We start from the raw sequence: 26,474 nt of genomic DNA, 5'->3' as shown, positions 1-26,474 counted from the left end.
TTCGGCCCCCACTGCTACCGGGCAGCCCGTATAATCGCGCTTTTTTTCGCGAAGGGCCCCGGTACGTGGCAAACAAACGATACAGCTGCATCGGCCTGTTCAACCCCAAGTCCCCAGAAAACGTGGGCTCGGTGATGCGCGCTGCGGGTTGCTATGGCGTCAATTCGGTGTTCTACACCGGCAAACGCTACGAACGTGCGCGTGACTTTGTCACTGACACCAAGCGCGTGCACTACGACATTCCGCTGATCGGCATCGATGACCTGCAGCGCATCGTTCCGCTGGGCTGTACCCCGGTGGCGGTCGAGCTGGTGGAAGGTGCGCGGCCACTGCCGGAATATACCCACCCGGACCGGGCCATCTACATCTTCGGGCCGGAAGACGGCAGCCTCAGCCCCGAGGTGCGGGCATGGTGTGAAGAGACCATCTACATCCCCACCGAGGGTTGCATGAACCTGGCCGCGACCGTGAATGTAGTGCTGTATGACCGTTTGGCCAAAGGGCTGAATACCCGCTCTGGGCCCAAGTTCAAATAAAGTTGCCGCTGAGCGCCCCGAGTGAACGCGGCTGACACCCTGCTGGTCAGCTGCTTACATTTCACACGGAGGTCTTGCCATGTTCGATATCCATTCTGCTGCGTCTTCTGCGTCTTCGCAGCACAATGTCCATGGCCTGGAACGGGTCAGTTCGCTGGCTGGAGGGGCACTGATGGTGAGCAAAGGGCTGCGCCAGGGTGGCTTGATCGGCTTGCTGCAGCTCGTGGTCGGAGGTATTGCGGTGGCACGCGGGGTCAGCGGGCATTGCTCGACCAAGGCGTGGTGGCAGCGACATCGGCAGGAGTACCACCGGTTGCGTTCGGATATAGAACGCAGTGCGGTGGAGCTGGAGGCGTTGAAGGCCAGTGCCAAAGCGGCGACGCGGGGAGTGACGGTGACCGGGAAGGATCCGTTGGCAGACAGCTGATCTTTGTATCGTCTGGGCTGGCCTCTTCGCGGGGCAAGCCCGCTCCCACAGGTACCGCACAGGGTTCGAGGTACAGGCCCCAGGGATGTCTAGCGCAACACCTTGCTCTGCAGCACCTCGGACTTGCGCCCCATGACGTTCTCGCTGATTTGCACAAAGTCTTCAGTGCTCACGCTGGGCAAGCGCATCAGCCCGCGTACCACATCGTCCAGCGAACGCTTGGCCTGTGTGTGGATGCGGATTTCCTTGTCCAGTGCCTGCAGCAAGATCACCCCACGGGCCACCTGAGCGGGGCTGGCGCGTTCGCCCTTGAGCCGGGTGACCTTGGCGCCCTGCTTGCTCAGGCGTGCCTGCCAGGCCTGGTAGCGGTCGTCGCTCACCCCGCCTGAACGGCGCAGCAACTCGCTGGCGTAGTAGTCGGTCAGGCTTTCCACCAGCCAGTCACTGCCGTCACGCCCATGGATCTGCGCGAACAGCTGCACCATTTCGCGCAGCAACGGGCTGCTGCCGTTCTCGCTGATCATCGGCCGGGCGCTGTGCAGGTACAGCGAACCCTGCGCTGCCATTGCCCCGCGCCACATGCCGTCACGGGCACCGACCAGCAGCAGCTTTGGCGGGTTGCGCGGGAACACGGCCTGCAACTGCGGCCAGACATAGGTCAGCAAGGTCAGGCTGTCCATGCGCCGCATGCCCTGCCCGACCGGTGCGGCCACAGTGACCTCGGTATCGCCCAGGCGGGCACGGCGGCTACCCAGGTCGCCGGCCAGCATCCAGCCAGTCGGGCGGTCGAACAGGCGCGAAACATTGTCGATGCGGAACTTGTCCTTGCCAATGCGTGGCCAGGACGTCTCGATACTCTTCCAGCCCTCGGGCAAGTCGAACGCCAGGCGTGCCACAAGCTCCGTGCCATCTTGCTGGTCAAGCCGCGCAGGCGGTACCAGCTGGTCGCCGAGGAACAACGCCCAGTGAGGGGTAACACGCGAGGAATAGGCACCGCTGGCGAGCTTCTGGTCCAACTGCACGCGGTAGCTGAGGCTGGTCTTGCCGGCCGCCGGCTGCCACACGCCACGCTGGCCCTTGAGTTGCCATTGGCCATCGGTCTGGAAGCCGCTGAAGGCCGCCGCCTTGCCCAGGTCGAAGTCGAGGCTGCGCACGGCACTGCCTTCAGCCAGGGTCAGGCGGACTTCCGCTTGGCCACTGGCGGGCAACAGGCGCACCTGGTAGTCAAGGTCGACCTTTTTCGCCCAGGCTGGCGAACTGGCCATCAGGCCCAACAGCAACAACAGCTGGCAACGCATACAGAAACTCCTTGTTTCCCCGTGGCAGCGGGCCGCGCCGGTCAGCTGGCGCGGAAGATCAGGTGGTCTTCCCAGTCGTCTTCGTGCACATCCTGCTCCCTGAGCATACGCCCCGACTGGGAAATGCGCTGTTCATGGACCTGCTGGCGATCGCCACAGACAAGGTGGTGCCAGGCCGGCAGGTCCTTGCCCTCGCTGACCAGGCGATAACCGCAGGTGCTTGGCAGCCACGTGAACTGGTCGGCCTTGCCCGGGGTGAGCTGGATGCAGTCCGGTACATGCGCGAAGCGGTTGGGGTAGTCGCTGCACTGGCAGGTATCCATGTCCAGCAATTTGCAGGCGATACGCGTGTAATAGACGCTGTTGTCGTCTTCGTCCTCAAGCTTTTGCAGGCAGCACAGGCCGCAGCCGTCGCACAGCGACTCCCATTCTTGCGGGCTGAGTTGCTCGAGGGTCTTGCGCCGCCAGAACGGCGCGTTTTCAGCGATCATCACACGGTTTCCTGCATTCATCTTTAGGGCCACGGCGCGCGGCGGCGCCAGTCTAGAGCCTGGCCATCGGCAAAGCCAGACCGCTTGTCAGTCGCGACGGGACGCAGTAGCGTGCGGGTTTCCCGTCCGTTTGCAGGAGCTGTCATGAGCGCCAACCCCCGCATTGCCGATTACGCCATCAACGAACAGTTCATCAACCGCTGGTCGCCACGCGCCTTCACCGCCGAACCGATCAGCGAACAGACCCTGCTGAGCTTCCTGGAAGCCGCACGCTGGGCACCGTCGGCGTACAACTCGCAACCTTGGCGCTTCCTGTATGCCCGCCGCGACACGCCAAACTGGGAGCGCTACCTGAACCTGCTGGTGCCGTTCAACCGCAGCTGGGCGCAACAGGCCTCGGCGCTGGTACTGATCATTTCCAAGACCACCTTTGCAGCCCCGGGCGCCACGGAAGAAAAACCGGCGCTGTGGCACACCTTCGACACCGGCTCCGCCTGGGGCCACCTGGCCCTGCAGGCCAGCATCAGCGGCTGGCATACCCATGGCATGGCTGGTTTCGACCAGGACTTGGCGCGTCAGGAACTGAAGATTCCCGAGGGCTACGTGCTGCATGCCATGGTGGCGATCGGCAAGCTGGGTGACAAGGCCAGCCTGGATGAAGCGCTGCAGTCGCGTGAAGTACCGAGCCCGCGCAAGCCGCTGAGCGAGCTGGCTGCCGAGGGTGATTTCAGCCTGTAAGCCTTGTGGAGGCCTTACTGGCCTCTTCGCGGGCTCGCCCGCTCCCACAGGCACGGTGCTGTACCTGTGGGAGCGGGCGAGCCCGCGAAGAGGCCGGCACAGGCAACATCAATCAGTAGCCCCGGGCAAAGTCCACTTCCCCACGCAACCCCTGCCCCGCTTCATAAGCCCGCACATTCTCGACAAACAACCGCACCATCGCTGCCGGCGAGGTGGGTGCCGAGCTGTGCCCGGTCAACAATAGCCCCCAGGCGGTCCAGAACGGGTGCTGCCGGGGCAACGGCTCCTGCCGGCAGACATCGATCACCGCTCCGGCCAGATGGCCCTGCTTCAGTGCCTCTACCAGGTCGGCATCGACCACGGCCGCGCCACGCCCGGCATTGATGAACAACGCCGTGGCCTGGAAGCACTTGAACAGCGCCGCGTCATACAGGTCGTGGGTAGCAGGGGTGTCCGGCAGCAGGTTGAGCACGTAGTCGGCCTGGCCCACCATGCGTGGCAAGTCGGCCAGCGCAGCCACCTCGACGAACGGTGCCTGTTCCCGGGCGCTGCTGGCTACGCCGTACAGCACCACACCAAACGGCTGCAGGAACTCGGCCACCCGCTGGCCAATGTCGCCGGTGCCGACAATCAGCACCTTGCGCCCTTCCAGCGTGCGCCCCGGGCGGTCATCCCAGCGCCGCTCGACCTGGCTCACCAGGCGCGACAGCACCTCGCGCTCATGGCCGAGCATGTAGGTCAGCATGTACTCGGCCATCACCTGGCCGAATATGCCCACCGCACGGGTCAGGCGATAGTCACGCGGCAGGCCATCGGCCAGCAACGGCGTGATACCGGCCCACGTCGATTGCATCCATTCCGGTTTGAGGCCCTGGCGCAGCAAGCTCGCCAGCAAGTCCGGCTGGCCCAGCCACACCGTGCACTGCGCTGCCTGACGGGCCAGCTCGGCGGAGTCACCGCTGGTCAGGACTTCCACGTTCGGCGCTGTTTCGCGCAAAAGCCCGGCGTAACGAGCATGGTCATGCTCAGCAATCAGTACACGCATGGTCAGACCGGGTCGTTACGGCGCAGCAGCTCTTCGGGCAGGTGCTCGATGTACTCATCTTCCAGCGGCGGCATCTGCAGGTGGTAGCCCTGGTTATCGAGGTTTTCCAGCACCTTGGTGATGTCCTCGCGGGCCAGCTTGCGCTCGGGGCTAAGCACCAGGTCAAACGCGTGCATGGGGGTGCCAAAGGCCGGCAACAGGCCTTCGGGCACACGCTCCAGGCCGTCGGCCTTGAGCACGTACAGGTACATTTCGTTCTTGCGGGGGCTCTTGTAGATCGAGCAAATGCGTTTCATCGGGTTTCTCCGGCAGCTGCCAGGTTGTCCAGCAGGGCCTGGCCCATGCGCTCACGGCGCCAGCCGCGCAGCGAATCGGGCAGTTGATAAGGGCCATGGGGGTAGCCGGTCTTGAGCAGCGCTTCCAGGGCTTTCTTGCGCAGCATCAGCTCGGGGGCAATGCCCAGGCGCTCGCCTTCGGCCTGGCCGATGGCACGCAGTTGCTTGAGAATGCCCGCAGCCTCGATCGGCAGTGGTTCAGGCAACGGCGCTGGCCACTGCTCGGCAGGCAGGCTGCCCGCGCGCTTGATCAGCTGCACGAGAAACTCACCGTCCTGACGAATGGTGCGCGGGTGCATCTCGTCGATCTTGGCCAGCGCCGACAGGTTGTTCGGCTGGCTCTTGGCCATGGGCCACAGCGAGTGTTCCTTGAGGATGCGGTTGCGCGGCACATCACGGTTGCGCGCTTCGCGCTCGCGCCAGGCGCACAGTTCGCGCAGCACCGCCAGTTGCTGGGGGGCCAGCTTCCAGGCGAGCTTGACGTCGCGGTACAGGCTTTCGGGCTCGACTTCACGGCGCAATGCGGCCACCAGCTCGGCGCCGTCTTCCAGCACCCAGGCGTACTTGTCGTCGGACAAACGCGGGCGCAGCACCGTGAACAGCTCGGCCAGGTGCACGGCATCCTCGGCCGCATAACTGATCTGGGTTTCAGAGAGCGGGCGCTGCAGCCAGTCGGAGCGGGTCTCACCCTTGGGCAGCTCGATACCCAGCACCTCCTGCACCAGGCGCGAATAGCCCATGGAGAAGCCCAGGTTCAGGTAACCGGCAGCCAGCTGGGTGTCGAACAGCGGCTGCGGCAGCTTGCCGGTCAGGCGCAGCAGCACTTCAAGGTCTTCGCTGCAGGCGTGCAGCACCTTGACCACACCGCAGTCTTCCAGCAGATCGGCCAAGGGTTGCCAGTTGCCGATCAGCAGCGGGTCGATCAGGAAGGCCCGCTGGCCGTCACCGATCTGAATCAGCCCGGCTTTCGGGTAGAAGGTGTCGACCCGCATGAATTCGGTGTCGACGGCGACGAAGGGCAGTTGGTGCCAGTCGCGGCAGTGTTCGGCCAGGCTCTGGTCGTCACGGATCCAGTGAATTTCGATGGCCACGAGGCTCTCCCACTAACATTGGCGCGCAGTATATACGGCGCGGGCACTGCTGGTGAAACCCGGGCCATCCTTGATATCGATCAGTGGTGCTGTTTGTGAGTGAAGGAACGGCATTTCAGCGCTTGGCCGCCAGCCAAGGCCGGCAGCTGGCGAACATGTCCAGCGACTGCTGGTAGACCTCGGTGCGCACCTGCAACAGGCCGAGCATGGAGTGGAACAGGTTGTCCTGCGACAGCGGGGCATCGCTGAGCTTGGCCAGGCAGTCGGTGTCGAGGCCGAAGTCCTCCTTGTAGCTGTCGGAGAACCAGGTCAGCAGCGGCACGTGCTTTTGCTGCTCAGGGGCGATGGGGTAAGGCGTGCCATGCAGGAACAGGTTGTACTCGCCCAGCGACTCGCCGTGGTCGGACAGGTAGATCATGGCCGTGTCGACCTTGTCCTGTTTGCTGCGCAAGGTGTCGATCAGCGAAGCCAGCACCTTGTCGGTATAGGCCAGGGTGTTGTCATAGCCGTTGATGATCTCCTGCTCGCTGCACTGGTTAAGTGCGTTGCTCTGGCATACCGGCGTGAAGCGCTCGCCGCCACTGGGGTAGCGCTTGAAGTATTCCGGCCCGTGGCTGCCCATCTGGTGCAGCACCAGCACGGTGTCCCTGTCGAGGTTGTCGATCAGCTCGTCCAGACCTTGCAGCAGGATCTGGTCATGGCATTCGCCATTGGCGCACAGTTGGGGGTCCTTGAGGTTGCTGACATCAATGAACTGCACGCGGTCGCAGGTACCCTTGCAGCCCGACTGGTTGTCACGCCACTGCACGGCCAGGCCGGCACGCTGGAGAACGTCCAGCAACCCTTCGCGGTTCTTCGCCACGCGGGCATCGTAATCCTTGCGCTTCATGCCCGAGAACATGCACGGCACCGAGACTGCGGTTTCCGTGCCGCACGAGTGCACATCGGAAAACGCCAGCAGGCCTTGTTCCTTGGCCAGGTTCGGCGTGGTATCGCGCTCGTAGCCCAGCACGCCGAAATGGTCTGCCCGGGCACTTTCGCCGACGACCAGCACCGTCAGCGACTTGCGCTCGTGTTTTTGCCAGGCGGCATCTCGCTTGGCATCTTCGCCATAAGACTGGAATGGGCGCGAGGCAGTACCGACCCGCTCACTGACATAACCGATGGAGGCCCCAACGATATTGCTCGGCGTCAGCATCAGGCGCAGTTCGTGGTGGTTGCGAAACAGCGACGACAACCCTTGATAATTGACCAGCGCTACCGAGCCAAGGGCCACGACACAGGCACCACTGACCACCAGCTTGCCCAGCAGCTCGCGGTGCCAGGGGCGGTAAGCGATCTGCACCTTCCACAACAACACTGACGGCAAGACACCCAATAACAGGATATAGGCAGCAAACTTCAGCGACAACAGATCGCGCACTTCTGCAACATTGGTCTCAGCCATATTGCGGAACATGCCGGCATCAATCAGTACACCGTACTGGTTCATGAAGTAAGCCGCGCCCGCGCCACTCATGAACAACACGATGAGTACCGGCTTCAATACATAACGGAAGGCAACCAGGGTGAGAATGAGGTTGAAGGCGAACAACATCAGCACCGCAAACGCCAGGCTCAGCCAAAGCCCTGACAGGCCGGCGGGCACCACCTCTTGCAAGTGCTCCCAGAGAAACATGTTCAAGCCAATCAGCAGGTAAAGGCTGGCCAGCAGCGTGACCCATTCAGTCCGCAGGGATTTAAGGTTGAGCATCAGCGTTCGCAATCAAGAGTGATTATCAGCCCCCAGGCCGGATGGCACCGTGGGAAAGTTGGGCGAACTCTAGAAAGCGCATCATCAATTTTTTGTGAAAAAGACGGTAACAATTTCGTGAAGCGTGGTCTTTTATCAATTTCGTGAAAGTCATTCAGCTGCCATTCAGCGTGGCCGCCCTCACAAGCCTGCGCAAACGCGGCTATCCTCAGTGGTCAGGACCTTACCGACAACCCTGACAGAGGTGAAGAAATGCCAGTTCCGCATGATCTGCTCGCTGACCTGCACGTTACCGCTGATGCATTCCAGGCGCTCATTGACAAGGACCAGGCGCTGCACGCGCTGCACAAGGAATACAACGCCAAGGACAAGGAGGTGGTCGCCGCCGAAGGCAACGGTACCAACGACGACGCCGTCAACCGGCTGCGCAAGGAACGGTTGCTGATCAAGGACAAGATCGAACGGATCATCCATCCGCCCAAATCCTGATTGATTTCACAGGCCTGAACGCGCCATGTGGGAGCGGCCTTGCACCGCGAAAGGGCTGCGTAGCGGCCCCAAGGTTTCAGCAATAACGCATAGATTGCCGGGGCCGCGCTGCGGCCCTTTCGCGGCACAAGGCCGCTCCCACAAGACCGCGTTTATATCAGCCCGCCGCTGATGCCTTCAAAGCACCATCCAGGTCCTCGATCAGGTCGCGGTAATCCTCGATCCCCATCGACAACCGCAGCAGGTTCTCGCTGATCCCCATTACGCCTTTCTGCTCCGGGCTCAGCGAGCAATGCGACATGGTCCACGAGTGGTTGATCATGCTCTCCACCCCGCCCAGCGAGTCGGCCAGCACAAAGATCTGCAACGCCTCCACCAGGCGGTTGAGCGCGGCGCGGTCGCCCTTCACCTTCATCGCCACCACCGCCCCGCCACTGCGCATCTGGCGTTTGCACAGTTCATGCTGGGGGTGGCTTTCCAGCCCCGGGTAATACACCTGCTCGATCTGCGCATGCCCTTCGAGAAAGCGTGCCACCTGCAGGGCGTTGGCACACTGGCGCTCCATGCGCACATCCAGGGTCTTCAGGCCGCGCAGGGCGAGGTAACAGTCAAATGGCCCCTGCACCGCGCCAATCGCCATGCTGATGCGGCGCAGGCGTGCCAGCAGTGCATCATTGGCCGCCACTACCACGCCACCGGTCAGGTCGGAGTGGCCGCCGATGTATTTGCTGGCGGAGTGCATCACCAGGTCCACGCCCAAGGTGATCGGGCGCTGGTTCCACGGTGAGCAGAAGGTGTTATCGATACAGGTCAGGATGCCCCGCGCCTTGGCCAGGTCGCACACCGCCTTGATGTCGACCAGGTGCAGCAACGGGTTGGTCGGCGACTCGATCCAGATCAGCTGGGTTTGCGGCTTGATGGCGGCGGCCACAGCCTCAAGGTCGTTGAGGTCGACATAGGTGGTGGTCAGGCCCGAGGTACGGCTGCGGTAGTCCTCCAGAATGCGGAAGGTGCCGCCATACACGCCGTTCATCACCACCACGTGGGCATCCTTGGGCAGCAGCTCAAGCACGGTTGCGGTGGCATTGACGCCCGAGGCACAGGCCACAGCGCCCACGCCTTCTTCAAGGGCAGCGACACAGGTTTCGTAGGCATGCCGGGTGGGGTTGCCGACGCGGCTGTAGGAGTATTCCGGCTTGTCGTCCAGGCTGCGCTTGGTGAACGAGCTGGCGGTGACGATAGCCGGGAAAATGGCGTTTTCGGCAACGCTGAACTGCTCGCCGGCGTGAATGGTACGGGTGGCGAAATTGCGCGGCTTGTCGGACATGGTCAGGCCCATTGGCAGAGTGAAGGCTGCAACTATCGCACAACCCAAATCGTCTGGCCTTGGGGTAATCTGTGAAAAATTTTTCTACACGGCCCGCGCGCGATATGGACAGTTTCGACCAGCACATACTTACCCTGCTTCAGCGCGATGCCTCGATCGCGCTCAAGGACCTGGCCGAGGCCGTCAACCTGTCCACCACGCCGTGCTGGAAGCGGGTCAAGCGCCTGGAAGAAGAAGGCTACATACTCGGCCGTGTCGCCCTGCTGGACCCCGAACGCCTGGGGCTGGGGCTGACGGTGTTCGTCCAGCTCAAGACCCAGCGCCATGACAGCGCCTGGCTGGAGCAGTTTGCCGCGACCGTGACCGGGTTTGAGGAAGTGATGGAGTTCTATCGCATGTCGGGGGACTGGGACTACATGCTGCGGGTGGTGGTGGGGGATATTGCGGCGTATGACCGGTTCTACAAAAAGCTGATTACCCGCACCGATGGGCTGTCGAACATCACCTCCAGTTTTGCCATGGAGCAGATGAAGTACACCACGGCTTACCCGGTGCATCGTTCCTGATTCTGTATGCTGCACCGGCCCTATCGTCGGCAGGCCAGCTCCCACAGGTTTATCACAGGTTCTGAAAGCTGTGCAGTCCCTGTGGGAGCTGGCTTGCCGGCGATAGGGCCCTTGCAGGCAACCCGTCAATCCGCGGCCAACACCGCCGCAATGCGGTTCCCTGCCTTGGCTTTCTCGACCTTGATCGCCACAAATTTCGAGGTAGGGGTGTAGGTCCCCTCGCCATAACTTTCCAGCGGCACCAGTGGGTTGGTCTCCGGGTAATACGCCGCCGCCTGCCCCTCAGGCACGTCATACGCCACCAGGCGGAACCCAGAAACGCGCCGTTCCACGCCGTCCTCCCACAGCGACACCAGGTCCACCTGCTCACCCGGCTCAAAGCCCATGCGGCGGATGTCGGCCTCGTTGACGAACACCACTTCACGCAGGCCAAACACCCCGCGGTAGCGGTCATCCAGGCCATACAGGGTGGTGTTGTACTGGTCATGCGAGCGCAGCGTCTGCAAGATCAGGTCGGGCTTGTCACCCCGGGCCAATACCTTGGCGTTGATCAACTCTTCCGGCAGTGCGTGGGGCATGAAGCGAGCCTTGCCCGTGGTCGTGCGGAAGTTGCGATCGGCGGCATTGTTGCCCAGGTGGAAACCGCCCGGGCTATGCAGGCGTTCGTTGAAGCCGGTGAAACCTGGGATCACGTCGGCGATCATGTCACGAATGCGGTTGTAGTCGGCCACCGCATACTCCCAGTCGATCGGCTGGTTGCCCAGCGTGGCCTTGGCCATGCCGGCGATGATCCACGGCTCCGAGCGCATGTGCGGCGAGCGTGGGCGCAACTGGCCGTTGGAGAGGTGGACCATGCTGAAGGTGTCCTCCACGGTCACGCCTTGCGGCCCTTCGGCCTGCAGGTCGATTTCGGTACGGCCCAGGCACGGCAGGATCAGTGCATCGCGGCCGGTGACCAGGTGCGAGCGGTTGAGCTTGGTGGAAATCTGCACGGTCAACGCGCAGTTCTGCAATGCCGCGTGGGTGCGCGGGGTGTCCGGGGTGGCTTGGGCGAAGTTGCCGCCCAGGGCGATGAACACCTTGGCCCGCCCCTCCTCCATGGCTTTGATCGCCAGCACCGCGTTGTGCCCGTGGGCACGCGGCACACGGAACTGGAAGCGTTTTTCGATGGCGTCGAGCAACGCCGGCTTGGGCTTCTCGTCAATGCCCATGGTGCGGTCGCCCTGCACGTTGCTGTGGCCGCGCACCGGCGACAGACCGGCCCCGGGCTTGCCAACGTTGCCGCGCAGCAACTGCAGGTTGACGATTTCCTGCACGGTAGGCACCGAATGGCGGTGCTGGGTGACGCCCATGGCCCAGCACATGATCACCCGCTCGGCCTTGCGGTACATGCGTGCGGCCAGCTCGATCTCGGCCAGGGTCAGGCCCGACTGTTTGACGATGTGTTCCCAAGAGGTGGCGTCCACCGCTGCCAGGTAGTCATCGACGCCGCTGGTGTGCTCGGCGATGAAGGCATGGTCGAACACCGCCGGCTCGCCCTTGGCCTGGGCTTCACGCTCCCACTGCAACAGGAACTTGGCAATGCCGCGCATGGCCGCCATGTCACCACCCAGGGCCGGGCGGAAGTAGGCGCTGGACGTCGGCTCAGAGCCGTTGCTGAGCATTTCGAACGGGTGCTGCGGATGTTGGAAGCGCTCCAGGCCACGCTCTTTTAGCGGGTTGAAGCAGACCACCTGGGCCCCACGCTTGACCGCCTCACGCAGCGGTTCGAGCATGCGCGGGTGGTTGGTGCCGGGGTTCTGGCCGATGACAAAGATGGCGTCGGCCAGCTCCAGGTCGTGGAACACCACGGTGCCCTTGCCCACCCCGAGGGTTTCCGACATGCCTGCGCCGCTGGCTTCGTGGCACATGTTCGAGCAATCGGGGAAGTTGTTGGTGCCGTAAGCGCGCACGAACAGCTGGTAGAGGAACGCCGCCTCGTTGCTGGCCCGGCCCGAGGTGTAGAACTCGGCCTCATCGGGCGACTGCAGCGCACGCAGGTGCCTGGCGACCAGCTCGAAGGCCTCCTGCCAGGTGGTTTCGACATAGTGATCAGTGGCAGCGTCGTAACGCATCGGGTGTGTGAGGCGGCCTTGGTATTCGAGCCAGTAGTCGGTCTGCTCCCTCAGCGCGCTGACGCTGTATTTGGCGAAGAAAGCCGGGTCGACCGAGCGACCGGTCGCCTCCCAGTTAACCGCCTTGGCGCCGTTTTCGCAGAACTTGACCATGTCGCTTTCCGGCGACTCGCCCCACGCACAGCCGGGGCAGTCGAAGCCGCCGTTCTGGTTGGTCTTGAGCATGGCCCGCAGGTTCTTGAAGGCATTTTCGCTGCCCAGCCAGCTTTTGGTGACGCTCTTGAGCGCCCCCCAGCCTGCGGCGGCACCCTTGTAGTCCCTGATGTGTTCGTCCTGGCTCATGCGATGAATCCCCACGCTTCGATGCTTTTTTCCAGCCTATTGAGCGTGAGGCAGGGGCGTCCAATCGAAAGATCTTACGGTGTGATAAGCGGTTTCGATCATGGGCCGGGAATGTGGTTGCAGCCATGATAGAGGCCGTCGATCAAGCAGTCGGACAAAGCAATTTGACGCCCCTGCGGCCAGGTTATAGCTTGGAGATGTGTCCCAACCCATTCGAGCGCGAACGTGGAACAGAACAGCCGGGCCCTGATTGACGGCTTCAACCGGAAAATCGACTACCTGCGGATGTCGGTCACCGACCGCTGTGACTTCCGTTGCGTCTACTGCATGGCCGAAGACATGCAGTTTCTGCCGCGCCAGCAGATCCTCAGCCTCGAAGAACTGTTCCAGGTGGCCGAGCGCTTCGTCGCCCTGGGCACCCGCAAGATCCGCCTGACCGGCGGCGAACCACTGGTACGCCAGGGCATCGTCGACCTGTGCGGGCGCATCGCGGCCCTGCCCGGCCTGCGCGAACTGTGCCTGACCAGTAACGGCTCGCAACTCGGGCGCCTGGCACAGCCACTGTTCGACGCGGGGGTCTCGCGCCTGAACATCAGCCTCGACAGCCTGGATGCCGACCGTTTCAAGCAACTGACCCGCACCGGCGACCTGCATCAGGTCATCGCCGGCATCGACGCCGCGCGCCAAGCCGGCTTCAAGCGCACCAAGCTCAACTGCGTGGTGCTCAAAGGGCGCAACGACCACGAGCTGGTCGACCTGGTGCGCTTTGCCATCGATCGCGAACTGGATATCACGTTCATCGAAGAAATGCCGCTAGGGGTGATCAGCGAACACGAGCGCGGCGAGTCGTTCTGCTCCAGCGACGAAGTACGCGCGCGCCTGGCCGAGCAGTTCACCCTGATCGAATCCACCGAGTCGTCCCAGGGCCCCGCCCGTTACTGGCGTCTGGCAGAAGCGAACACCCGGGTAGGCTTCATTTCGCCGCACAGCCACAACTTCTGCGCCACCTGCAACCGCGTACGGCTGACGGTCGAAGGCCGGCTGCTGCTGTGCCTGGGCAATGAACACTCGGTGGACCTCAAGCACGTGCTACGCGCCCACCCCGGCAACGCCGAACGCCTGGAAAAGGCCATCCGCGATTCGCTGCACCTCAAGCCGTACCGCCATCACTTCGAAGTCGGTGGCGACGTGCAGATCCTGCGCTTCATGAACATGACCGGCGGCTAAGCGGCCGTCTCTGGATATCCATGATCGTCCACCCAACCCCTGATGTACTGCGTGTGCTGTTCACCCTCAAGGGTTCGATCGTCAAGCGCATTGCCCTGCGCTGCCTGATGGTGACCCTGCTGGCAGCGCTGATCGTGCTGATCGAGCGCCATTACCCGGCGTTTTTCTACCCGGTGAGCGCCACGCCGTTCACCTTGCTTGGCCTGTCGCTGTCGATCTTCATGAGCTTTCGCAACAACGCCTGCTATGACCGCTGGTGGGAGGGCCGCAAGGCCTGGGGCAAGCTGATCATCGAAACCCGCTCGTTCGTGCGCGAAAGCGTGGTGATTGCTGACGACCACCTGCGTACGGAGCTGCTGCGCAGCCTGTGCGGTTTTGCCCATGCACTGAATGCACGGCTTCGTAACGAGGATGATCTGGCAGCCGCTCGGCCGTGGCTGGCCCGGCCTGAGAGGATCAGCCCGCACAACGTGTGCGACGGCATCCTGCGTGAGATTGGCGAACACTGTTCGCAGTTGGCCGCACAACAGCAGATCAGCGACTGGCGCTACAGCCTGCTGGAGCAACGGCTGGTGGGGCTGACCGAAGTACAGGCCACCTGTGAGCGGATCAAGGGCACCCCTTTGCCGTTCCCCTATACGCTGCTGCTGCACCGCACCATCTACATCTTCTGCCTGCTGTTACCGTTTGCCCTGGCCGAGCCGCTGGGCTGGCTGGCACCCCTGTTCACCACCATCGTGGGGTACACGTTCTTCGGGCTGGATGCGATTGGCAACGAGCTGGAAGACCCGTTCGGGCGCGATGAGAACGACTTGCCTACTGATGCCATGGTGCGGACTGTAGAGCGCGATGTGCTTGGGGCTCTTGGAGTCGAGCCGCTGCCGCCGTTGCTCCTACCTGTGGACTATGTATTGCGCTGAGTAATTAAAAAGCCTGCTCGCATAGAATCCAGCCTTAAAGCCACTAGCATTTTTACCAGTTTACATTATCCAGAGACGAGTTAAGGTGAGGTTATTTCTACGGAAGCGCCACCATGAAAAGCCCAAGTCCTCAACGCGTATTTTACAACGGAAACAAATTAAGCTTACTTATTCAAGGCAAAGAACACACTGCTATCATGCACGGCGGAAAATTGCCACTTGCTGAAAAGGTACTAGCAGGCGGGGACGCAATAGCCCACACCCGCATGCTAAGCACTGACCGCCTAGGTTCTACAATAGTTAGCTCGATAAACGCTGAGCAGCACGAATTAGCATTCACCCCATACGGGTATATCGATCCACTTCTAATCAAATCACTCCTGGGCTTTACCGGCCAACTGCGGCAAGCCGGGACAGGATGCTACCTATTAGGCAGCCGCCGAGCCTTCAACCCGATAACAATGAGATTCAACAGTTATGACGACCGAAGCCCTTTTGCAGAAGGTAATATCAATGGGTATGCTTATTGTGGGTGCGACCCTATAAATTACACTGACCCTTCCGGGAGATCGCGATGGGGTTGGTTCAAGAAACATATACTCCGAACCTCTAATACAAAAAAATATGATGTCGCTTTTGAGCATGGCCGACAACAAGGCTACAACGAGGGAAGCGCTGCCGCCAGTAGTGAATATCACAAAGGATTCAATGCCGGCCGCAAGACTGGGTATGACGAAGGACTCCATGCCGGCCGCAAGACTGGGTATGACGAAGGACTCAATGCCGGCCGCAGGGCTGGGTATGAAGAAGGACTCATTAAAGGACATGAAATCGGAAAGCAGGACGGCATGAAATTCGGCTCCGTCTGGGGATTTGCCGAAGGAAAAATATCGGGAAGCAAACGACTCGATCGCCCTCTTCTAACTGCCGCCGAACGATTTGAGCAACTCCCAACATTACCATTGCCTCTCGATTCGGTAACCAGCAAGTACTACAATGCCGATCAAAATAAAACACTCAGAACCCTGGCCGACCTTCTACACCAGGAGGGCGGGATGGAGCCCATATACTATGGTCGCACTGACAAGCTAGACTCAAGTGTCGATAGCCAACGCTACATGATTTCAATTCGGCAAGGGCGTATATTATCACGCTTCAACCCTAGCGGCCGCTGACCGTCTATCAGCTCACTGAAGCTTTGCGCCTTAAATGTATATCTGATGATGGCAGTCGTTACTACGCCCCGACATCACTCTTACCGGGGTCAGGTGCTTCACGAAATTACAAGGCCGATGCCGGGCATCCAGCTGCTCGGCCAGAATCCCCTCCCACCCCGTGCGGCAGGCGCCGGTCGAACCCGGCAGGCAGCACACCAACGTGCGGTTGGACAACCCGGCCAATGCCCGGCTCTGGACGGTCGAGGTGCCGATATCCAGAATTGACAACGCCCGGAACAGCTCGCCAAAACCGTCGATGCGCTTGTCCAGCAGGCACTCCACTGCCTCCGGCGTGCTGTCTCGCCCGGTAAAGCCGGTGCCGCCGGTAATCAGCACCACCTGCACCTGCTCGTCGGCAATCCAGGTCGCCACCTGCGCGCGAATCTTGTACAGGTCGTCCTTGAGCAACGCCCGCGCCACCAGCCGGTGGCCGACCTCTACCGAACGGCTGGCCAGCAGTTCACCGGAGGTGTCGTTGTCATAGGTACGGGTGTCGCTGACGGTCAGCACGGCGATGTTCAGCGGTACGAAGACCGCATCGGGTTGGACGCGCACGGTAAAACTCCTTGATTGGCATTGTCGACACGCTAGAGGCACGGCCCGAGGGCGTCCAATCGATATGGCGTACCGGGCGATCAATGACATCTATCGCAGACGTGGGTTAAGGTCTGCATAACCAGACGCCAGGCACTTTCATGGACATCAAGCAGCTCAAGTTCCTCATCGCCCTCGACCAGACCCGCCACTTCGGCCAGGCGGCGGCGCTGTGCCATATCACCCAGCCAACGCTGTCCATGCGCCTGCGTAACCTGGAGGACGAACTGGAGCTGGTGCTGGTCAAGCGCGGCCAGCGCTTCGAAGGTTTTACCGAGGCCGGCGAGCGCATCCTGGCCTGGGCCCGCACCTTGCTCGCAGCCCACGATGGCCTGCAAGCCGAGGCCGCCAGCTGCCGCGGCCAAGTGGTCGGTAGCCTGCGCCTGGGTACGGTGCCGCTGGCCAGCTTCAACCCCATGCACCTGCTGCTGCCACTGCGCGAAAAATACCCCGAACTGCACTTTCAGCTCAGCTCGCTGAGCTCGGAACAAGTCATCGACGGGCTCAGCCGCAACCAGCTCGACCTGGGTATCTGCTACCTGGACCAGGTCAACACCACCTTTTTCGAAGTGATCGAACTGGGCACCACCACCATGGGCCTGTTGCACGACACCCGGCACTTTCAATTCGCTGACGCCCCGCTGCGCTGGGATGCCCTCAGTGACATACCACTGGGCTTGCTGAGCAAGGGCATGCACTACCGTCAATCGCTGGACCTGAGCTTCCGCAGCCGCGGTCTGGAGCCGAATGCGGTGCTGGAAAGCGACTCGACCTTCCAGCTGATCCAGGCCATCAATACCGGCATGTGCTGCGCGATCATGCCGCTGGACTGCGGCCTGGAAGACCTCAGCGAGCACCTGCGCATCCTGCCGGTGGCCGACGCCGCCATTCACAGCCCGGTCGGCCTGCTGCTGCGCCGCAGCGAGCCGCGCTCGGCGATTGCCGAACAGTGCTTTGCCGAGGCCCGGGTGCTGTTTCAAGCCACCTGATCGCTGGTTGCCTGGCGGTACTGGCGCGGGGTAAAGCCGGTCAGTTGCTTGAACTGGCGGCTGAAGGCGCTGTGGTCGGTATAGCCGCAGCACATTGCCACTTCGGTGATGGGCAGGTCCGAATGCAACAGGCGGTGGGCGTGCTCCAGGCGCGCCTTGTGGATCATCTGCCGGGGCGTGAGGTGGAACACCCGCTTGCAGTAGCGCTCCAGCTGGGCCACGGAAATATCGGCGATACGGGTGAGCTCGCCCATGCTGATCGGCTGGTGAAAATGCTGGCGAATATGCTCGTCCACCGCGGCCAGGCGTTGATAGGCAGGGTGACTGTCGGCGGCTGATTGCAGGTCGACCGAAATGCCAACCAGGCCGATGATCTCGCCCGCCTGGTTGTACAGCGGGCGCTTGTGGGTCAGGCACCAACCAGGCTCGCGGCTGCCGTACAGGTGCAGCTCCAGCTGGTCCTCCAGCACCCTGCCTTCCTTGAGCACCCGGCGGTCCTGTTCGGTGTAGCCGGGCCCCAGCTGCGCCGGGAACACTTCGGCGCTGGTCTTGCCCAGCAGCGGTTGCAGGCGCTTGAGGCCGCAACGCTGGACCAGGGTGTTGTTGGCCAGCACATAGCGGGCGGCCGGGTCCTTGATGAAGATCGCAGCGTTGGGGATGGCGTCGAGGATCGGCAGCAGCAGCGATACACCGGCGAGCAGGGCCTCGAGGGTGGCGGGGCGGTGCTGGTCGAGGGACTGGTAGAGGGTTGCCAGGGGGGTATTGGTCATCTTCTCTATCTCGGTTTGCTGGGCCCGCCTCTTCGCAGCGCACGGCTGCTCCTGCAGCGACCGCAGAAGGCTTGATAGCCATGCGGTTCTTGTAGGAGCAGCCTTGTGCTGCGAAGAGGCCAGCACTGGCAATGTATCTCTCAAACCCTTATCCGGTATGGCCTACAGCCTATCCACCAGCACACCCTGGCCGCCAGCATTTTTTGCAACTGTGCCGATTTCGTCATCCCCCCTGCAGAAAACCATCAAGAACCGTCGCCCCGACCGGTTCACTCTATGCCCCACGCAAGCCGCCCAAGTCCTACAAGAGCGCGGCCCAAAAAGCCGCATCTCGTGACATCAGACCTGCCTATCCAATAACCAACAAAAAGGCGAACCCATGTCAGGCAAATTCAAAAAACAGTTATCACTGCTGGACCTCACCTTCATCGGCCTGGGTGCCATCTTCGGCTCCGGCTGGCTGTTCGCCGCCAGCCACGTGTCGGCCATCGCAGGCCCGGCCGGCATCCTCTCCTGGTTCCTCGGCGGTTTTGCCGTACTGCTGCTGGGCATCGTCTACTGCGAGCTGGGCGCTGCCCTGCCCCGCGCCGGTGGCGTGGTGCGCTACCCCGTTTACTCCCACGGCCCACTGCTCGGCTACCTGATGGGTTTCATCACCCTGATCGCCTTTTCCAGCCTGATCGCCATCGAAGTGGTCGCCTCACGCCAATACGCCGCCGCCTGGTTCCCCGGGCTGACCAAGGCCGGCTCCAGCGACCCGACCGTGCTCGGCTGGTTGGTGCAGTTTGCCTTGCTGGGGCTGTTCTTCTTCCTCAACTACCGCAGCGTGAAAACCTTCGCCAAGGCCAACAACCTGGTCAGCGTGTTCAAGTTCATCGTGCCGCTGCTGGTGATCGGCGTACTGTTCACCTTCTTCAAGCCAGAAAACTTCGAGGTCCAGGGCTTTGCCCCGTTCGGCCTGTCCGGCGTGGAAATGGCCGTATCGGCCGGCGGCATCATCTTCGCCTACCTGGGCCTGACGCCGATCATTTCAGTGGCCAGCGAGGTGAAGAACCCACAGCGCACCATCCCTATTGCACTGATTTTGTCGGTGCTGCTGTCCACCGCGATATACGCCCTGCTGCAACTGGCCTTCCTCGGCAGCGTGCCGACCGAAATGCTGGCCAACGGCTGGGCCAGCGTGACCAAGGAACTGGCCCTGCCTTACCGTGACATCGCCCTGGCCCTGGGCGTCGGCTGGCTCGCTTACCTGGTGGTGGCCGACGCCGTGATCTCGCCCAGCGGCTGCGGCAACATCTACATGAACGCCACCCCGCGGGTGATCTATGGTTGGGCGCAGACTGGCACCTTCTTCAAGTACTTCACCCGCATCGATGCAGAATCCGGCATCCCGCGCCCGGCCCTGTGGCTGACGTTTGGCCTGTCGGTGTTCTGGACCCTGCCGTTCCCATCGTGGGAAGCGCTGATCAACGTGGTCTCCGCTGCCTTGGTCCTGAGCTACGCCGTCGCCCCGGTCACCGTCGCCGCCCTGCGCCGCAATGCGCCACACATGCCGCGCCCGTTCCGGGTCAAGGGCATGGCCGTGCTCGGCCCGCTGTCGTTCATCATCGCCGCGCTGATCGTGTACTGGTCGGGCTGGAACACCGTGTCGTGGCTGCTGGCCCTGCAAATCGTGATGTTCGTGCTGTACCTGCTGTGTGGCCGTTTCGTACCCACCCAGCACCTGTCGCTGGCCCAGCAAGTTCGCTCCTCGGCATGGCTGATCGGTTTCTACGCGGTGACCATCCTGCTGTCGTGGCTGGGCAGCTTTGGCGGCCTGGGGGTAATCGGCCACCCGCTCGACACCGTGGCCGTGGCCGCCTGCGCGCTGGGCATCTACTACTGGGGCGCCGCGACGGGCGTGCCTGCCCACCTTGTGCGCCTGGAAGGTGAAGACGAAAGCGAAGCCAGCGCTGAAACCCACACCGGCCGCCCTGCTGCCGTCGCTTCCTGATCTTTTACGCAAGGGACAAGCCATGAAACAGATTCACGTCATCGACTCTCACACTGGCGGCGAGCCAACCCGCCTGGTGATGAAGGGCTTCCCGCAACTGCACGGCCGCAGCATGGCCGAACAGCGCGACGAGCTGCGCGAGCTGCACGACCCATGGCGCCGTGCCTGCCTGCTGGAGCCACGCGGCAACGATGTGCTGGTCGGCGCGCTGTACTGCCCGCCGGTGTCGGCTGATGCGACCTGCGGGGTGATCTTCTTCAACAACGCCGGCTACCTGAACATGTGCGGCCACGGCACCATCGGCCTGGTCGCCTCGTTACAGCACCTGGGCCTGATCACACCGGGCGTACACAAGATCGACACCCCGGTTGGCCAGGTCAGCGCCACCCTGCATGAAGACGGTGCCATCACCATCGGCAACGTGCCCTCCTACCGCTACCGCCAGCAGGTTGCGGTGGACGTGCCCGGCCATGGCGTGGTGCGCGGCGACATCGCCTGGGGCGGCAACTGGTTCTTCCTCGTTTCCGAACACGGCCAGCGTATCGAGTTGGCCAACCGTGAAGCGCTGACAGAGTACACCTGGGCCATGCTCAAAGCCCTCGAAACCCAGGGCATCACCGGCGAAAACGGCGCGCCTATCGACCACGTCGAGCTGTTTGCCGACGACGCCAACGCCGGCAGCCGCAACTTCGTGATGTGCCCCGGCAAGGCCTACGACCGCTCCCCGTGCGGCACCGGCACCAGCGCCAAGCTGGCCTGCCTGGCCGCCGACGGCAAGCTTGCCGAGGGCCAGACCTGGGTACAGGCCAGTATCACCGGTAGCCAGTTCCATGGCCGCTACGAGCGCGACGGCGAGCACATTCGCCCGTTCATCACCGGCCGCGCCTACATGACCGCCGACAGCACCCTGCTGATCGACGAACAGGACCCGTTCGCCTGGGGCATCTGAGCCCCGGCTTTTCCGAAAACCCCATTTCGCCAGGAGTAACAACAATGACCGACAACATCTTCACCGGCACCATGCCCGCCCTGATGACCCCGTGCACCGCCGCGCGCAAGCCGGACTTTGACGCGCTGGTGCGCAAGGGCCACCAGCTGATCGAGGCCGGCATGAGCGCCGTGGTGTACTGCGGTTCGATGGGCGACTGGCCACTGCTGACCGAGGCCGAGCGCCAGGAAGGCGTGGCGCGCCTGGTGGCCGCCGGCATCCCGACCATTGTCGGCACTGGCGCGGTGAACACCCGTGAAGCGGTATCCCATGCCGCCCACGCGGCCAAGGTCGGCGCCGCCGGCCTGATGGTCATCCCTCGCGTGCTCAGCCGCGGTGCCTCGCTGATCGCCCAGAAGCATCACTTCTCGGCCATCCTCGCCGCCGCGCCCAAGCTGCCAGCGGTGATCTACAACAGCCCCTATTACGGCTTCGCCACCCGCGCCGATCTGTTCTTCGAGTTGCGTCGCGAATTCCCCAACCTGATCGGCTTCAAGGAGTTCGGCGGTGGTGCCGACCTGCGTTATGCCGCCGAGCACATCACCTCCAAGGATGACGACGTGACCCTGATGGTGGGCGTGGATACCCAGGTGGTGCATGGCTTCGTCAACTGCAACGCCACCGGCGCCATCACCGGCATCGGCAACGCCCTGCCCCGTGAGGTGCTGCACCTGGTGAGCCTGAGCAAGCAGGCGGCCAAAGGCGATGCCAAGGCCCGTCGCCTGGCGCGCGAACTGGAAGCGGCGCTGGCGGTGCTGTCGTCGTTCGATGAGGGCTGCGACCTGGTGCTGTATTACAAGCACCTGATGGTGCTGAACGGCGACAGCGAGTACAGCCTGCATTTCAACGAAACCGACGTGCTGACCGACGCCCAGCGCAACTATGCCGAGCAGCAATACGCGCTGTTCCGCAGCTGGTACGCCAACTGGTCGGCCGAGCAGAACATCGCCTGATTACCAAGGCCCCGCCGCGTTCTCTGTGGGAGCGGGCTTGGCCCGCGAAGCAGGCGACGCGGTGCCTGGCACCGGCTTTGCCGGTGTTCGCGGCACAAGCCCGCTCCCCCAATGATCGCGCAAGCTTCCAGCTATTGAGCAAGACAGTTGCTCCCACAACGCCCTTGATACCCGAATTCGATTCACAAGGAGGCTACATGACCCTCACAGGCAACCTGCTGATTGGCCAGACGCCGGTAACCGGCAGCCGCGAAGCCATCCGCGCCATCGACCCGGCCACCGGCCAGGCGCTGGAACCCGCCTACCTCGGCGGCACTGGCGAACAGGTGGCGCAAGCCTGCGCCCTGGCCTGGGCGGCGTTCGATGCCTACCGCGAAACCACGCTCGAACAACGGGCGCAGTTCCTCGAAACCATCGCCACGCAGGTCGAAGCGCTGGGCGATACCCTGATCGACCGCGCCGTGGCCGAAAGCGGCCTGCCCAAGGCTCGCATTCAGGGTGAGCGTGGCCGCACCTGCACCCAGCTGCGTACCTTCGCCCGGGTAGTGCGGGCCGGTGAATGGCTGGATGTGCGGGTGGACAACGCCCAGCCAGACCGCCAGCCCCTGCCGCGCGCCGACCTGCGCCAGCGCCAGGTTGCCCTGGGGCCGGTAGCCGTATTCGGCGCCAGCAATTTCCCGCTGGCCTTCTCGGTGGCCGGTGGCGACACCGCGTCGGCATTGGCTGCTGGCTGCCCAGTGGTGGTCAAGGCCCACAGCGCCCACCCGGGCACCAGCGAACTGGTCGGCCAGGCGGTGGCGCAAGCGGTGAAGCTGTGCGGCTTGCCGGCCGGGGTATTCTCGCTGCTGTACGGCTCCGGCCGTGAAGTCGGCATTGCGCTGGTCAGCGACCCGCGCATCAAGGCCGTTGGTTTTACCGGCTCACGCAGCGGGGGTATCGCGCTGTGCCAGGCGGCCCAGGCACGCCCGGAACCGATCCCGGTGTACGCCGAAATGAGCTCGATCAACCCGGTGTTCCTGTTCGAGGCCGCACTGCAGGCCCGCGGTGATGCGCTGGCACAAGGCTTCGTCGCCTCGCTGACCCAAGGTGCCGGCCAGTTCTGCACCAACCCCGGCCTGGTGATCGCCCGCCAAGGCCCGGCGTTACAGCGGTTTATCGACGCCGCCTGCAAGCACGTTCGCCAGGCTACAGCGCAGACCATGCTCACCCCTGGCATCTTCAGTGCTTACCAGGCCGGTGTCGGTGACCTGGCGGAAAACGCCAATGCCCGGGTGGCGGCCAGTGGCCAGGCCGGACAAGGCCCCAACCAATGCCAGGCGCAATTGTTCGTGACCGAGGCCGAAGCCTTCCTGGCCGACCCGACCTTGCAGGCCGAAGTGTTCGGCGCAGCGTCGCTGGTGGTGGCCTGCGCGAGCGATGAACAGGTACGCCGAGTGGCCGAGCATCTGGAGGGCCAGTTGACCGCGACCTTGCAACTGGACGATGCCGACATCGACAGCGCCCGCGCGCTGCTGCCAACCCTTGAACGCAAGGCCGGGCGCATTCTGGTCAACGGCTGGCCGACCGGTGTCGAGGTGTGCGATGCCATGGTTCACGGCGGGCCGTTCCCGGCCACCTCCGATGCCCGCACCACCTCGGTGGGCACGGCGGCGATCCTGCGTTTCCTGCGCCCGGTGTGCTACCAGGACTTCCCCGATGCGCTGCTGCCGCAGGCGCTGAAGCACGGCAACCCGCTGCAGCTGCGGCGCCTGCTTGACGGCAAACGGGAAGGCTGAGCATGGTCCAAACCCCTGAAGCCGATATTGCCGTGGTTGGCGCCGGCATTGTCGGCGTCGCCTGTGCCCTGCAACTGGCCCGCCAGGGCCGCCGGGTACTGCTGGTAGACCGTCAGGCACCCGGCCAGGGCGCGTCCTGGGGCAACGCCGGGCACCTGGCCACCGAGCAGGTGTTCCCGATTGCCGACCTGTCGATCCTCAAGCGCCTGCCGCGCATGTTGCTAGACCCGATGGGCCCGCTGCGCCTGGACTGGAAGTACCTGCCCAAGGCCTTGCCCTGGTTCACCCGCCTGCTGCTCAACCTGCGCCCGGCGCCGTTCCAGCGCAGTGTGGCCGGCATACGCACGCTGAACGAAGGCAGCCTGGGTGCCTGGCAGCGGCTGCTGGGCTCGATCGGGCGCAGCGAACTGTTCCAGGAGGATGGTTCGTTGCTGGTGTTCGAGAAGCCTGAGTCACGCCAGGCACTGGAGGCGTTGCGCACCCGCATGCAACAGCAGGCGGTTCCGGTGGACTTCTGGTCGGCTGAAACCGTGCGCGAAGCAGCGCCGCAACTGAGCCCGTCACTGCTGGGCGGGCTGTTCTTTCCGCGCACCGGGCACTTCATCGACCCTTACCGGGTAGTGTGCGAACTGTTCGAGGCGGCCAAGGCCAGCGGCGTGCGCTTTGTCCAGGCGCAGGTCGATGGCGGGCAGTTGCACAGTGCCGGCGTGAGCCTGGCCAGCGACCAGGGCACGCTCAATGCCCGCCAGGTGCTTGTCAGCTGTGGTGCCCATTCTGCGAAACTGACCGCTGCGCTGACAGGCAAGCGGGTGCCGCTGGACACAGAACGTGGCTACCACCTGATGTTGCCGGGTGAGCACCAGCGCCTGCCGTTTGCAGTCACCTCGCTGGAGCGCAAGTTCATCATGACGCCCATGGCCGAAGGCTTGCGCCTGGCTGGCACGGTGGAGTTTGCCGGGCTGGAAGCACCGCCGAGCATGCAGCGGGCGTGGCAGTTGCACCGGTTGAGCAAGGGGTTGTTCCGGCACGACTTGAGCATCGACGGGGCAACGCCGTGGATGGGTTTCAGGCCTTCGTTGCCGGACTCGTTGCCGGTGATCGACAGGGTGTGCGATGGGCGGGTGCTGTTGGCGTTTGGGCATCAGCACCTGGGGTTGACCCAGGCGGCGGTGACGGCGGAATGGGTGGGGCGGTTGGCTGAGCGGGCCGCGGGGCCAGAGGTGGGAGCCTACCGGTTGGATCGGTTCTAGATTCGGGGGCCGCCGGGCGGCCCATTCGCGGCACAAGGCCGCTCCTACAAAGAGCACGCGTTATCCTGTAGGAGCGGCCTTGTGCCGCGAATGGGCTGCATGGCAGCCCCTCCAAGCCTCAGCGATAACGCTCAAGCCAGTGCGCATACGGCGCCGGCAAGGTCCAGGAAGCTTTCTCCACCCCCAGTTCCTTGGCCGCAAAGTACGCCCAGTGCGGGTCGGCCAGGTGTGCGCGCCCCACTGACACCAGGTCCAGCTGGTTGGCCTGCAGTGCCCCTTCCGCCAGTTGCGGCGTGCCAAAGCCCCACGCCGAAGTCACCGGCAGCTTCGCCTCACGGCGCACACGCTCGGCAATCGGCCCCATGAACGCCGGGCCCCACGGGATGTTGGTCTCGGGAATGGTGAAACCGACACTCACGCTCAGCAGGTCAAGGCCACCGGCCTTGAAGCGGCGCGCCAGTTCGATCGACTCTTCCAGGGTCTGCTCGTCACGGCCATCGTATTCCAGCACACCAAAACGCGCGGTCAAAGGCAGGTTCTCTGGCCACACTTCACGCACCGCAGCCAGGGTTTCCAGCAGGAAGCGGCTGCGGTTGTCGAAGCTGCCACCGTAGGCGTCGGTACGCTTGTTGGAGTGCTCGGAGAAGAAGCTCTGGCCCAGGTAACCGTGGGCAAAATGCAGTTCGATCCACTCGAAGCCGGCATCACGCGCTCGGCGGGCGGCATCGACGAAATCTTGCTTGACCCGGGCGATGTCGCCCAGCGTCATTTCGCGTGGCACTTTCGGCAGGTTCGCGCCAAAGGCGATGGCGGACGGCGCAATGGTCTCCCAGCCGCGGGCGTCATCGGCAGCGATGTGGTCGTCACCTTCCCATGGGCGGTTGGCGCTGGCCTTGCGCCCGGCGTGGGCGATCTGGATGCCCGGCACGGCACCAGCAGCCTTGATGGCCTGCACCACGGGTACGAACGCCTGGGCGTGAGCATCGCTCCAGATACCGGCACACCCGGGGGTGATGCGCCCTTCTGGTGCCACCGCAGTGGCCTCGACCACCAGCAGGCCGGCCCCCCCACGGGCCAGGCCGGCCAGGTGCACGTGGTGCCAGTCGTTGATCATGCCGTCTTCGGCCATGTATTGGCACATCGGCGGAATGGCGATGCGGTTACGCAGGGTAACGTCTTTGAGGGTATAGGGTTCGAACAGTGCGGACATGGGAAACTCCGGGTTCATCTGAATACTGTTGTTCGA

Annotated in this window: 25 protein-coding genes; 14 read left to right on the top strand and 11 right to left on the bottom strand. The window is 63.2% G+C overall.

Annotated features, from left to right (window positions below; translation table 11 throughout):
* Positions 1–65 precede the first annotated feature (65 nt).
* A complete protein-coding gene (locus CKW35_RS20485; RefSeq protein ID WP_016488598.1) occupies positions 66–536 on the top strand; it encodes an RNA methyltransferase in 471 nt (156 codons plus the stop codon).
* A 79-nt stretch (positions 537–615) separates the two neighbouring features.
* Positions 616–963: a DUF2892 domain-containing protein gene (locus CKW35_RS20480; RefSeq protein WP_024718076.1), complete on the top strand. Its 348-nt coding sequence runs from the start codon at positions 616–618 to the stop codon at positions 961–963.
* A gap of 89 nt (positions 964–1,052) precedes the next feature.
* Here CKW35_RS20480 and CKW35_RS20475 read toward each other — a convergent pair whose 3' ends face one another.
* Together CKW35_RS20475 and CKW35_RS20470 are read right to left on the bottom strand one after the other, a co-directional pair.
* Entirely contained in the window at positions 1,053–2,261 is a 1,209-nt protein-coding gene (locus tag CKW35_RS20475) for a hypothetical protein (protein WP_016488600.1), read from the bottom strand.
* 41 nt (positions 2,262–2,302) lie between these two features.
* Positions 2,303–2,752: a YcgN family cysteine cluster protein gene (locus CKW35_RS20470; protein WP_016498373.1), complete on the bottom strand. Its 450-nt coding sequence runs from the start codon at positions 2,750–2,752 to the stop codon at positions 2,303–2,305.
* Between the two features lie 144 nt (positions 2,753–2,896).
* Here CKW35_RS20470 and CKW35_RS20465 point away from each other — a divergent pair, with 144 nt between their 5' ends.
* Positions 2,897–3,490 carry a nitroreductase family protein gene (locus CKW35_RS20465; protein WP_095116751.1) on the top strand — a complete coding sequence of 198 codons (594 nt, stop codon included), beginning with the start codon at positions 2,897–2,899 and terminating at the stop codon, positions 3,488–3,490.
* 112 nt (positions 3,491–3,602) lie between these two features.
* Here the strand turns inward: CKW35_RS20465 and CKW35_RS20460 are convergent, their stop codons facing one another.
* The 4 genes from CKW35_RS20460 to CKW35_RS20445 all read right to left on the bottom strand — a co-directional run bounded on the left by CKW35_RS20460 (position 3,603) and on the right by CKW35_RS20445 (position 7,714).
* Positions 3,603–4,535 carry a D-2-hydroxyacid dehydrogenase gene (locus CKW35_RS20460; RefSeq protein WP_095116749.1) on the bottom strand — a complete coding sequence of 311 codons (933 nt, stop codon included), beginning with the start codon at positions 4,533–4,535 and terminating at the stop codon, positions 3,603–3,605.
* Positions 4,536–4,537: 2 nt separating this feature from the next.
* Positions 4,538–4,831, bottom strand: coding sequence for a YcgL domain-containing protein (locus tag CKW35_RS20455; protein ID WP_016488604.1), 294 nt, complete (start codon positions 4,829–4,831; stop codon positions 4,538–4,540).
* The gene (gene rnd, locus CKW35_RS20450) at positions 4,828–5,961 is read right to left on the bottom strand and encodes a ribonuclease D (protein ID WP_016488605.1); all 1,134 of its coding nucleotides are present in this window, start codon (positions 5,959–5,961) and stop codon (positions 4,828–4,830) included. Before rnd ends, CKW35_RS20455 begins: the two co-directional genes overlap by 4 nt.
* A gap of 115 nt (positions 5,962–6,076) precedes the next feature.
* Complete coding sequence (locus CKW35_RS20445; protein WP_095116747.1) at positions 6,077–7,714, bottom strand: phosphoethanolamine transferase; 1,638 nt, start codon at positions 7,712–7,714, stop codon at positions 6,077–6,079.
* Between the two features lie 252 nt (positions 7,715–7,966).
* On the opposite strand from CKW35_RS20445, the gene CKW35_RS20440 reads away from it, so the two are divergent.
* A complete protein-coding gene (locus tag CKW35_RS20440; protein ID WP_016488607.1) occupies positions 7,967–8,203 on the top strand; it encodes a YdcH family protein in 237 nt (78 codons plus the stop codon).
* A 157-nt stretch (positions 8,204–8,360) separates the two neighbouring features.
* Here CKW35_RS20440 and CKW35_RS20435 read toward each other — a convergent pair whose 3' ends face one another.
* The gene (locus CKW35_RS20435; RefSeq protein WP_060519197.1) at positions 8,361–9,542 is read right to left on the bottom strand and encodes a PLP-dependent aspartate aminotransferase family protein; all 1,182 of its coding nucleotides are present in this window, start codon (positions 9,540–9,542) and stop codon (positions 8,361–8,363) included.
* Positions 9,543–9,634: 92 nt separating this feature from the next.
* Here CKW35_RS20435 and CKW35_RS20430 point away from each other — a divergent pair, with 92 nt between their 5' ends.
* Positions 9,635–10,096 (top strand): Lrp/AsnC family transcriptional regulator, encoded by a 462-nt coding sequence (locus tag CKW35_RS20430; RefSeq protein ID WP_016488609.1) that lies wholly within the window; start codon positions 9,635–9,637, stop codon positions 10,094–10,096.
* 125 nt (positions 10,097–10,221) lie between these two features.
* Here the strand turns inward: CKW35_RS20430 and CKW35_RS20425 are convergent, their stop codons facing one another.
* Entirely contained in the window at positions 10,222–12,552 is a 2,331-nt protein-coding gene (locus CKW35_RS20425; RefSeq protein ID WP_060519199.1) for an FdhF/YdeP family oxidoreductase, read from the bottom strand.
* A 225-nt stretch (positions 12,553–12,777) separates the two neighbouring features.
* Here CKW35_RS20425 and moaA point away from each other — a divergent pair, with 225 nt between their 5' ends.
* From moaA to CKW35_RS20410, 3 genes are all read left to right on the top strand, one after another.
* A complete protein-coding gene (gene moaA, locus CKW35_RS20420) occupies positions 12,778–13,779 on the top strand; it encodes a GTP 3',8-cyclase MoaA (protein ID WP_016488611.1) in 1,002 nt (333 codons plus the stop codon).
* 20 nt (positions 13,780–13,799) lie between these two features.
* Positions 13,800–14,699, top strand: a complete 900-nt coding sequence (locus tag CKW35_RS20415) for a bestrophin family protein (RefSeq protein WP_016488612.1) — start codon at positions 13,800–13,802, stop codon at positions 14,697–14,699.
* 113 nt (positions 14,700–14,812) lie between these two features.
* Positions 14,813–15,874, top strand: coding sequence for an RHS repeat-associated core domain-containing protein (locus CKW35_RS20410; protein WP_095116745.1), 1,062 nt, complete (start codon positions 14,813–14,815; stop codon positions 15,872–15,874).
* 30 nt (positions 15,875–15,904) lie between these two features.
* Here CKW35_RS20410 and moaB read toward each other — a convergent pair whose 3' ends face one another.
* Complete coding sequence (gene moaB / locus CKW35_RS20405) at positions 15,905–16,471, bottom strand: molybdenum cofactor biosynthesis protein B (protein WP_016488614.1); 567 nt, start codon at positions 16,469–16,471, stop codon at positions 15,905–15,907.
* Between the two features lie 140 nt (positions 16,472–16,611).
* On the opposite strand from moaB, the gene CKW35_RS20400 reads away from it, so the two are divergent.
* Positions 16,612–17,499: a LysR family transcriptional regulator gene (locus CKW35_RS20400; protein ID WP_095116743.1), complete on the top strand. Its 888-nt coding sequence runs from the start codon at positions 16,612–16,614 to the stop codon at positions 17,497–17,499.
* Here CKW35_RS20400 and CKW35_RS20395 read toward each other — a convergent pair.
* On the bottom strand, positions 17,487–18,269 hold the full coding sequence (locus CKW35_RS20395; protein WP_060519207.1) for an AraC family transcriptional regulator: 783 nt from the start codon (positions 18,267–18,269) through the stop codon (positions 17,487–17,489). The genes CKW35_RS20400 and CKW35_RS20395 overlap by 13 nt on opposite strands.
* A 379-nt stretch (positions 18,270–18,648) precedes the next feature.
* Between CKW35_RS20395 and CKW35_RS20390 the strand changes: the two genes are divergently transcribed.
* From CKW35_RS20390 to CKW35_RS20370, 5 genes are all read left to right on the top strand, one after another.
* Complete coding sequence (locus CKW35_RS20390; protein WP_016488617.1) at positions 18,649–20,262, top strand: APC family permease; 1,614 nt, start codon at positions 18,649–18,651, stop codon at positions 20,260–20,262.
* 22 nt (positions 20,263–20,284) lie between these two features.
* Complete coding sequence (locus CKW35_RS20385; protein WP_095116741.1) at positions 20,285–21,211, top strand: 4-hydroxyproline epimerase; 927 nt, start codon at positions 20,285–20,287, stop codon at positions 21,209–21,211.
* 44 nt (positions 21,212–21,255) lie between these two features.
* A complete protein-coding gene (locus CKW35_RS20380) occupies positions 21,256–22,203 on the top strand; it encodes a dihydrodipicolinate synthase family protein (RefSeq protein WP_095116739.1) in 948 nt (315 codons plus the stop codon).
* A gap of 197 nt (positions 22,204–22,400) precedes the next feature.
* Complete coding sequence (locus tag CKW35_RS20375; RefSeq protein ID WP_095116737.1) at positions 22,401–23,978, top strand: aldehyde dehydrogenase (NADP(+)); 1,578 nt, start codon at positions 22,401–22,403, stop codon at positions 23,976–23,978.
* A 2-nt stretch (positions 23,979–23,980) separates the two neighbouring features.
* Positions 23,981–25,228, top strand: a complete 1,248-nt coding sequence (locus CKW35_RS20370) for an FAD-binding oxidoreductase (protein WP_095116735.1) — start codon at positions 23,981–23,983, stop codon at positions 25,226–25,228.
* Positions 25,229–25,346: 118 nt separating this feature from the next.
* Here the strand turns inward: CKW35_RS20370 and xenA are convergent, their stop codons facing one another.
* Positions 25,347–26,438: a xenobiotic reductase XenA gene (gene xenA, locus CKW35_RS20365; RefSeq protein ID WP_016488622.1), complete on the bottom strand. Its 1,092-nt coding sequence runs from the start codon at positions 26,436–26,438 to the stop codon at positions 25,347–25,349.
* Positions 26,439–26,474 lie beyond the last annotated feature (36 nt).

The organism is Pseudomonas sp. Irchel 3F3 (assembly GCF_900187545.1).
GTDB lineage: Bacteria > Pseudomonadota > Gammaproteobacteria > Pseudomonadales > Pseudomonadaceae > Aquipseudomonas > Aquipseudomonas fortuita.
Note: the sequence above shows the minus strand (reverse complement) of the source record. Positions and strands in the feature narration are given on the sequence as shown.

Bases quoted from the DNA above. Each gene is read 5' to 3' on its own strand.
- CKW35_RS20480 (WP_024718076.1), top strand. From the start codon at position 616: ATGTTCGATATCCATTCTGCTGCGTCTTCTGCGTCTTCGCAGCACAAT.
- CKW35_RS20475 (WP_016488600.1), bottom strand. From the start codon at position 2,261: ATGCGTTGCCAGCTGTTGTTGCTGTTGGGCCTGATGGCCAGTTCGCCA.
- CKW35_RS20470 (WP_016498373.1), bottom strand. From the start codon at position 2,752: ATGATCGCTGAAAACGCGCCGTTCTGGCGGCGCAAGACCCTCGAGCAA.
- CKW35_RS20465 (WP_095116751.1), top strand. From the start codon at position 2,897: ATGAGCGCCAACCCCCGCATTGCCGATTACGCCATCAACGAACAGTTC.
- CKW35_RS20460 (WP_095116749.1), bottom strand. From the start codon at position 4,535: ATGCGTGTACTGATTGCTGAGCATGACCATGCTCGTTACGCCGGGCTT.
- CKW35_RS20455 (WP_016488604.1), bottom strand. From the start codon at position 4,831: ATGAAACGCATTTGCTCGATCTACAAGAGCCCCCGCAAGAACGAAATG.
- CKW35_RS20445 (WP_095116747.1), bottom strand. From the start codon at position 7,714: ATGCTCAACCTTAAATCCCTGCGGACTGAATGGGTCACGCTGCTGGCC.
- CKW35_RS20440 (WP_016488607.1), top strand. From the start codon at position 7,967: ATGCCAGTTCCGCATGATCTGCTCGCTGACCTGCACGTTACCGCTGAT.
- CKW35_RS20435 (WP_060519197.1), bottom strand. From the start codon at position 9,542: ATGGGCCTGACCATGTCCGACAAGCCGCGCAATTTCGCCACCCGTACC.
- CKW35_RS20430 (WP_016488609.1), top strand. From the start codon at position 9,635: ATGGACAGTTTCGACCAGCACATACTTACCCTGCTTCAGCGCGATGCC.
- CKW35_RS20425 (WP_060519199.1), bottom strand. From the start codon at position 12,552: ATGAGCCAGGACGAACACATCAGGGACTACAAGGGTGCCGCCGCAGGC.
- CKW35_RS20415 (WP_016488612.1), top strand. From the start codon at position 13,800: ATGATCGTCCACCCAACCCCTGATGTACTGCGTGTGCTGTTCACCCTC.
- CKW35_RS20410 (WP_095116745.1), top strand. From the start codon at position 14,813: ATGAAAAGCCCAAGTCCTCAACGCGTATTTTACAACGGAAACAAATTA.
- CKW35_RS20400 (WP_095116743.1), top strand. From the start codon at position 16,612: ATGGACATCAAGCAGCTCAAGTTCCTCATCGCCCTCGACCAGACCCGC.
- CKW35_RS20395 (WP_060519207.1), bottom strand. From the start codon at position 18,269: ATGACCAATACCCCCCTGGCAACCCTCTACCAGTCCCTCGACCAGCAC.
- CKW35_RS20390 (WP_016488617.1), top strand. From the start codon at position 18,649: ATGTCAGGCAAATTCAAAAAACAGTTATCACTGCTGGACCTCACCTTC.
- CKW35_RS20385 (WP_095116741.1), top strand. From the start codon at position 20,285: ATGAAACAGATTCACGTCATCGACTCTCACACTGGCGGCGAGCCAACC.
- CKW35_RS20380 (WP_095116739.1), top strand. From the start codon at position 21,256: ATGACCGACAACATCTTCACCGGCACCATGCCCGCCCTGATGACCCCG.
- CKW35_RS20375 (WP_095116737.1), top strand. From the start codon at position 22,401: ATGACCCTCACAGGCAACCTGCTGATTGGCCAGACGCCGGTAACCGGC.
- CKW35_RS20370 (WP_095116735.1), top strand. From the start codon at position 23,981: ATGGTCCAAACCCCTGAAGCCGATATTGCCGTGGTTGGCGCCGGCATT.
- xenA (WP_016488622.1), bottom strand. From the start codon at position 26,438: ATGTCCGCACTGTTCGAACCCTATACCCTCAAAGACGTTACCCTGCGT.